The sequence below is a fragment of the Arenibacter lacus genome (genome assembly GCF_008711145.1).
GTDB classification, from domain to species: Bacteria; Bacteroidota; Bacteroidia; order Flavobacteriales; family Flavobacteriaceae; genus Arenibacter; species Arenibacter amylolyticus.
The window spans coordinates 23,150-30,715 of record NZ_VVIN01000046.1 but is presented as its reverse complement, the minus strand read 5'-3'; the positions used below and the strand labels follow the sequence as shown (position 1 = coordinate 30,715).

The window sequence follows — 7,566 nt, the reverse complement described above, 5'->3', positions numbered from 1 at the left end:
TATTTATCCAACAAGTATTTAACAACCGTTTCGTTAAAGAATAATGGCTGCTCTACATTTACCACATGGCCACATTTTTCTACTACCACCAAAGAAGATGAAGGGTGCTGGGAAACCATTTTCCTTATCGTGGGCAAAAACAGATAATCTTCCTCCCCCATCATATACAAGGTAGGGATATTGATATCTACCGACCTGAAAAATCGCAACAAAGGATTAATCTCCGAGGTAAGCTTAAACCATCTAATAAATTCCTTTTGATATAACTTCTTAGCCTCCCTAACAAATAACAAGCGCGATTCCTTGTGGTTTTTATTAGGCATGATTACAAATGCGAAAAATTTATACAACCACAAATAAGGAACTATAGACTTAAAAATAACACCTAGGCGTATAAGCACCTGAGACCTAAAGTTCAACTTCATAATGGCTCCCCCCATTATCATACTTTCTACCCGGCAAGGGTGTTTTTCCGCCAAATTCCTAATAAGGATAGTCCCCAAGGAAATACCTATAAAATGGGATTTTTGGATTTTCTCATGGTCTATAACCTCCAGGATATCATTGGTTATGGTATCAAAGGTATATTTATCCAAAAAGGCATCTTTTAAATGCAACTTGGAATTACCATGTCCTCTTAAGTCCAAAAGAAGCACGTTAAAGTGCTTTTTAAACTCCCGCAATTGCTTGTACCATATGGTAGAACTACCTCCTGCTCCGTGCACAAATGTGACCCACTTGCTAGAAGACTTATGGAGATACGTGGTGTAACTGATCAATTCTAAACTAAATTTATAAGGTATCTATTGGTATTACAAACCAAATAAACATCAAAAGTAACCAAACTTGGCTTAGGGTTTTAATTTAAGGTTAAATTAAAATCAAATTAACTGATTTTTAACCATATACACGTTTTTAGGTGCATTTCAACACCTAATTTAGGTGTATATTTGAAGGAAATAAATTGATAAAAATGAAAAAACTATGAAGAATCAAAATTGCAGGGTAGGAAGTGTTACCCAATTAAACATGGGCGCCAATGCCGTTCCGCTGTTAGAACTACAATACCGTAATTTTATGGAAAAAGCATCCCAGTTAAAATACACCAATACCCAATTGGCAGAATTTCTAGAATGCAAGGCGGAACGCATTAATGCCTTATTGAAAAAGCTCTCAAAATAGTCTCTATTTTTTGAGCTGCAGACTCATTTGCGTTTGCAGCTCCTCTGCCTTCTTCGCGGCGGCTTCAGCAAAATCTTTCCCATTAGACGCATAGATAATTCCCCTTGAAGAGTTCACCAAAAGCCCAATATCATCGGTCATTCCGTACTTACACACCTCTTCCAAACTACCTCCCTGGGCCCCCACTCCAGGAACTAAGAGAAAACTAGTAGGAATAATAGTGCGTATTTCTTTCAAATACTCAGCTTTTGTTGCCCCCACCACATACATCAGGTTTTCTGAATTTACATAGGATTTGGAGGTTTCTAAAACCTCTTTATACAACTCCTGGCCATTTACCATTTTAGTTTGAAAATCGAACGCCCCTTTATTGGAAGTTAATGCCAATAGTATGGTATGCTTCTCTTTAAACTCCAGGAACGGCTCTACGGAATCTTTACCCATATAGGGTGCAATGGTCACGGAATCGAAACCGAGGTCTTCAAAAAAAGCCTTGGCATATCTAGTGGCCGTATTCCCTATATCGCCTCGTTTGGCATCTGCAATAGTAAATTGCTCTGGATAATGGGTATTTAAATAGGCTATAGTCTTCTCCAATGCACGCCACCCCTTAATACCATAGGCCTCATAAAAGGCCATATTAGGCTTGTATGCCACACATAAGTGATGTGTAGCATCTATGATAGCCTTGTTAAAGGCAAAAATAGGATCTTCCTCCTCTAAGAGGTGTGCTGGAATTTTATCGAGGTCGGTGTCTAAACCGACACATAAAAAAGATTCTTTCTTCCGAATCTGTTCAACTAAAAATTGGGTGGTCATTGTTATTAGAATATCTCGGAAGCCTCTTTTAATTTTTCTGTATTTTCTACCATGCTCAGCTCATCGATTATACGCTGGATATCCCCGCCCATAATATTCTGCAAGTCGTACAAGGTTAAACCAATTCTATGGTCTGTAACCCTGCCCTGAGGGTAGTTATATGTTCTAATTTTTGCCGAGCGGTCACCACTACTCACCTGAGAGTTTCTTTTAGCAGCATCCTCTTCCTGCTTCTTAGCCAACTCCAAATCGTACAAACGAGAACGCAATACCTTAAAGGCTTTTTCTTTGTTCTTGTGCTGCGACTTTTGATCTTGACACTGCGCAACCAATCCGGTGGGAACGTGGGTTAATCGCACTGCAGAATAGGTGGTGTTCACCGACTGCCCTCCTGGACCTGAAGAACAGAAATAATCTACACGTACATCCTTGGGGTCTATTTGCACATCAAAATCATCAGCCTCGGGCAATACCATCACGGTTGCTGCACTGGTATGCACCCTGCCCTGCGTTTCGGTTTGTGGTACCCGCTGTACTCGGTGTACCCCTGCCTCAAATTTTAAAGTACCATATACGTCCTCCCCGGTAACCTCAAACTGAATCTCCTTATAGCCACCACTTGTACCTTCACTCAGGTCTATCACATTGGTTTTCCATCCTTTAGATTCACAGTATTTGGTATACATCCGGAACAAATCCCCAGCAAAAATACTGGCTTCGTCCCCACCGGTACCGGCGCGAACCTCAACCACTACGTTTTTGGAATCTTCTGGATCCTTAGGGATCAGCATTAACTTGATCTCTTCTTCCAAGCCAGGCAGTTTACTCTTGGCTTCCTCTAACTGCATCTTGGCCATTTCGGACATTTCCGGATCACTGCCATCTGCTAAGATCTCTTCTGCTTCGGCAATATTATTGGTGATTTCTATGTATTGCGTTCTTTTATCAACCAGCTCCTTAAGGTCCTTATACTCCTTATTCAACTCCACATACCGCTTCTGGTCCGAAATAATATCGGGCTGAATGATAAGGTCTGAAACCTCATCAAAACGCTGTTTTACTATATTTAATTTATCAATCATACACTAACTTCTATCGTTATGCGAATTTACGATAAATTTGAACATAACCCCCAATTCCCTTTCAATAGATAGGATCATTTTATCCGGATTTCTTCCCAAATTCCAATTTCGCCTGTTAAATATCGCCCTCCTAAAAATTGCTCTGCAATGAAATCCGCAGTTACACTCTCCTCCAAAACCACTAGAACACACGCAATTAATGGTAAACAAGACAGCCACCATGATTAATTTAAAGAGAAAGGCAATCCATGGTAGAACAAGCAGTTAGGCTGCTAATACGGATTTGTAATAGACGAAAACATATGAGATATTAATAGTCCTAATATAAGCCACCAAGCGATACGCTCCTGGATATAAAAAGCGTGTTATATTACCTGCATTCAGACGGAGAACCCTTGACCTAGTCAAAAATCCGCAAGATAGTATCTGTAAGCTGGGTCTTAAATATTTTTAAAGGATTGTTGGTCACCTGGTTTATAGGTGTCCCATTCTGATTAAATTCCGACCCATGGGTAGCACATGAAAAAATACCCCCTTTTTCCGCATAGAACCTCACCTGATCCGTTTGCTCATGACTACAGATTTGACTAGCCGCCACATAATTCCCCTCCAAATTTTTTGCCACGACGATATCGGTGTACTTAAGGGATGGTTTGGACTTCACTAAAATAAAGCCCCCTTCTTCCGCTAAATTATCTGCCATTGGTGTACTTAGATCGATGGTGAAATCTACCCCTGTAGCCACTGGATTCTTATCCAAATTGTCTTCACTATCGGAAGAGCAACCATGCAAACAAGGAAATGCAAGCGCAAAAGCTGCCCCCGTACCCAAGGTGCGTAAAAAATCCTTTCTTTCCATACCCTCCTTTTATAAAAGGAAAACGCTGGAATTGATTAAAAAGTATTTCTAATACTCAAAGGTACCAAACTCACTTTTTATAGTGAGCTTTTTCTGGGCTCCTTCCGCTACCCTTCCTACGATCTGTGCATCTACCCCAAAGCTCTCTGAAATAGCTATCAACTCTTGTGCAATCTCGGGATTTACATAAAGCTCCAAACGGTGTCCGCAGTTAAACACTTGATACATTTCCTTCCAATCCGTCCCAGATTGCTCTTGTATCAGTTTAAAAAGCGGTGGAATAGGGAACATATTGTCTTTTACAATATGCAAGTCATCTATAAAATGAAGAATTTTGGTTTGGGCACCCCCACTACAATGGATCATACCATGGATATCCTGGGAGTTGAATTTGCTCAACATCTTTTTTACGATGGGCGCATAGGTACGGGTAGGAGACAACACCAATTTCCCAGCATCCAAAGGAGCACCTGGCACGGCATCGGTTAATTTTACATTCCCAGAATACACCAAGTCTTCTGGAACGGAAGCATCATAACTTTCTGGATATTTCTCGGCTAGGTATTTGGCAAACACATCGTGCCTTGCAGAGGTAAGGCCATTACTTCCCATCCCTCCATTGTACTCGTCCTCATAGGATGCCTTACCAAAGGATGCCAAGCCTACAATAACATCTCCTGCCTGTATATTAGCATTATCAATAACATCACTTCGTTTCATCCTAGCGGTTACCGTAGAGTCTACAATTATGGTGCGGACCAGGTCTCCCACATCGGCCGTTTCACCCCCGGTAGAACGAATAGTAATTCCGTGTTTTTCAAGATCGGAAATCAATTCTTCCGTACCGTTGATGATGGCAGAAAGCACCTCTCCGGGTATTAAATTTTTGTTTCTTCCTATGGTAGAAGACAACATAATATTGTCCGTAGCCCCCACACAAATTAAGTCGTCAATATTCATAATCAGGGCATCCTGGGCAATCCCTTTCCAAACCGAAAGGTCGCCAGTCTCTTTCCAGTACATATAAGCCAAGGAAGATTTTGTTCCCGCACCATCTGCATGCATCACAAGGCAATGGTCGTCATCATTGGTAAGATAGTCCGGGACTATTTTACAAAAGGCCTGTGGAAACAATCCTTTATCAATATTCTTTATTGCGTTATGCACGTCTTCCTTGGAGGCAGAAACCCCTCTTTGACTGTATCGTTTACTATTAGATGAACCCATGATCAAATATTTGGCACAAAAATAGCAGAATCCACTAAAAAAAGCCCATAAATTATGGGCTTTTAATACAACTCTTTTAGAAAAGGGATCTTATTTGATAAAGAGAAGCTCCCTGTATTTAGTAAGCGGCCAATATTCATCGCCCACCAATCGCTCTAATTTATCACAATGGTAACGTATTTCATCAAAATGGCTTCTCACCTTATCGCAATAAGCAAAGGCTTTTTCCTGAACATCTACCATTTGATTAGCTTTTTTACGCTCCTCTACCATGGCATCGGTCTTTACCTTAATAACCTTTAAATGCCCAGAGATACGAGAAACAATATCCAGTTGACTTTCGGCCATCTTCTTAAATTCGTCTCCATAAATAGCCTTTAGACCATTTATATTCTCAATTAAATCATTCTGGTACTTTACGGCTGCTGGAATAATATAGCTATATATTAACTCGTTAAACACCCTACCTTCAATTTGGATGTGCATAATATACTCTTCCAGCTCCACTTCTTGCCTCACCTTCACCTCAATGTCGCTCATCACATTCATGGATTTAAAGAGCTCTAGGCTTTCCTTTGAGGTAAGCACTTGAAGGGCTTGTGGGGTATTTTTATTATTACTGAGTCCCCTAGTTGCTGCTTCTTTCTCCCAAGCTTCACTATACCCATCTCCTTCGAACCTAATTCTCTTGGAGGTTTTAATGTACTCTCTTAGCACATTAAAAATAGCCTCATCCTTTTTAAGGCCCTTGTTAGCTATTAGTCCATCCACTTCCTTTTTAAACACCTGCAACTGTTTAGCCACAATGGTGTTTAGAATCATCATTGGCTTAGCGCAATTTGCCTTAGAGCCAACCCCCCTCATCTCAAACTTATTACCAGTAAAAGCAAATGGCGAGGTACGGTTACGATCGGTATTATCCAGTAGTATTTCTGGTATCTTACCTACCACGTTCAGTTTCAGGTCTGTTTTCTCCTCTGGAGACAACTTCCCCTTAGTAACCCCTTCCAACTCATTGAGCACTTCGTTTAACTGCTCCCCTATAAATATGGATAGAATGGCAGGAGGCGCCTCACTAGAACCTAATCTATGGTCATTACTAGCAGAGGCGATAGAAGCGCGCAACAATTCCTCATAGGTATCCACTGCTTTAATGGTATTAACGAAGAAGGTTAAAAACTGTAGGTTTTTCATGGGTGTAGACCCAGGACTTAAAAGATTCACCCCTGTATTGGTAGAAAGCGACCAGTTATTGTGTTTTCCAGAACCGTTTATCCCAGCGAAAGGTTTTTCGTGGAAAAGCACCTTAAAGTTGTGCTTATCCGAAACCTTCTCCATGACATCCATTAATAGGAGGTTATGATCTACCGCCAAATTGGTCTCCTCAAAGATGGGAGCAAGCTCAAATTGATTTGGAGCCACTTCGTTATGACGGGCTTTTACCGGAATACCCAATTTGGTACATTCCTTTTCCAATTCTTTCATAAAGCTGAGCACTCTTTTTGGAATTACCCCAAAGTAGTGATCGTCCAACTGCTGTCCTTTGGCTGCAGACTGCCCTACCAAGGTTCTCCCAGTAAGTCCAATATCTGGACGGGAATATGCCAAAGCTTTGTCTACCAAGAAGTATTCTTGCTCCCATCCTAGGGTAGCAATCACCTTGGTAACGTTTTTATCAAAATATTTAGCAACCGCCGTGGCTGCCTCATCCATAGCATTCAGCGCCCTAAGTAAAGGTGCCTTGTTATCCAAAGCTTCCCCAGTATAGGCTACAAACACAGTGGGAATACATAAGGTATTACCATATAGGAACGCAGGGGAGGTAGGATCCCATGCGGTATAACCGCGAGCCTCAAAGGTGTTTCTGATACCACCATTAGGAAAACTAGAGGCATCGGACTCTTGCTGAACCAACTCTCCACCCCCAAATTTTTCCATTGCCCTACCATTTAATGGCAGATCAAAAAAGGCATCGTGCTTTTCAGCCGTAGCATTGGTCAAGGGTTGAAACCAGTGAGTATAATGGGTAGCCCCCATAGTAATAGCCCAAGACTTCATTCCTTCGGCCACCTGATCTGCTACCTTACGATCTATTTTAGTCCCAGACATTACCGCCCCCTTAATTCGATCAAAGGCTTCTTGAGTCAGGAACTGCCTCATTCTTTCCTCATTAAATACGTTGACGCCAAAATATTCTGAACGTCTTCCTTTCTCTTTAACCTCTATCCTATTCCGCTGATTACTACGGGCTATGGCACTAAACCTTTGTTTTGACATGTATAATTTTTTTACAAAAGTAACAAATCCACAAAATAAACCATCTAAAAAATAAAATATAATAATACACCCCATAAAATATGGGGGTGTCAAAAAAAATAACCACTTTTTTAAAATTAA

The 7,566-nt window shown here is 40.9% G+C and carries 7 protein-coding genes; 1 reads left to right on the top strand and 6 read right to left on the bottom strand.

Annotated elements, in window-relative coordinates; translation table 11 throughout:
* Window positions 1-779 (bottom strand): alpha/beta fold hydrolase (locus tag F1E73_RS12760; protein ID WP_150452100.1); only part of this gene is annotated, 779 nt, incomplete at its 3' end.
* A 205-nt stretch (window positions 780-984) separates the two neighbouring features.
* Here F1E73_RS12760 and F1E73_RS12755 point away from each other — a divergent pair.
* On the top strand, window positions 985-1,182 hold the full coding sequence (locus F1E73_RS12755; RefSeq protein WP_086478386.1) for a hypothetical protein: 198 nt from the start codon (window positions 985-987) through the stop codon (window positions 1,180-1,182).
* 3 nt (window positions 1,183-1,185) lie between these two features.
* On the opposite strand, the gene pyrF is transcribed toward F1E73_RS12755, so the two are convergent.
* The 5 genes from pyrF to F1E73_RS12730 form a co-directional block, all read right to left on the bottom strand.
* Window positions 1,186-2,001, bottom strand: a complete 816-nt coding sequence (gene pyrF, locus F1E73_RS12750; protein WP_086478385.1) for an orotidine-5'-phosphate decarboxylase — start codon at window positions 1,999-2,001, stop codon at window positions 1,186-1,188.
* A gap of 5 nt (window positions 2,002-2,006) precedes the next feature.
* Window positions 2,007-3,083, bottom strand: coding sequence for a peptide chain release factor 1 (prfA, locus tag F1E73_RS12745; protein WP_086478384.1), 1,077 nt, complete (start codon window positions 3,081-3,083; stop codon window positions 2,007-2,009).
* A gap of 400 nt (window positions 3,084-3,483) precedes the next feature.
* The gene (locus F1E73_RS12740; RefSeq protein WP_086478383.1) at window positions 3,484-3,942 is read right to left on the bottom strand and encodes a Rieske (2Fe-2S) protein; all 459 of its coding nucleotides are present in this window, start codon (window positions 3,940-3,942) and stop codon (window positions 3,484-3,486) included.
* A 48-nt stretch (window positions 3,943-3,990) separates the two neighbouring features.
* Entirely contained in the window at window positions 3,991-5,169 is a 1,179-nt protein-coding gene (locus F1E73_RS12735; protein ID WP_150452099.1) for an AIR synthase related protein, read from the bottom strand.
* Between the two features lie 90 nt (window positions 5,170-5,259).
* Entirely contained in the window at window positions 5,260-7,446 is a 2,187-nt protein-coding gene (locus tag F1E73_RS12730) for a glutamine synthetase III family protein (protein WP_086478426.1), read from the bottom strand.
* Window positions 7,447-7,566 lie beyond the last annotated feature (120 nt).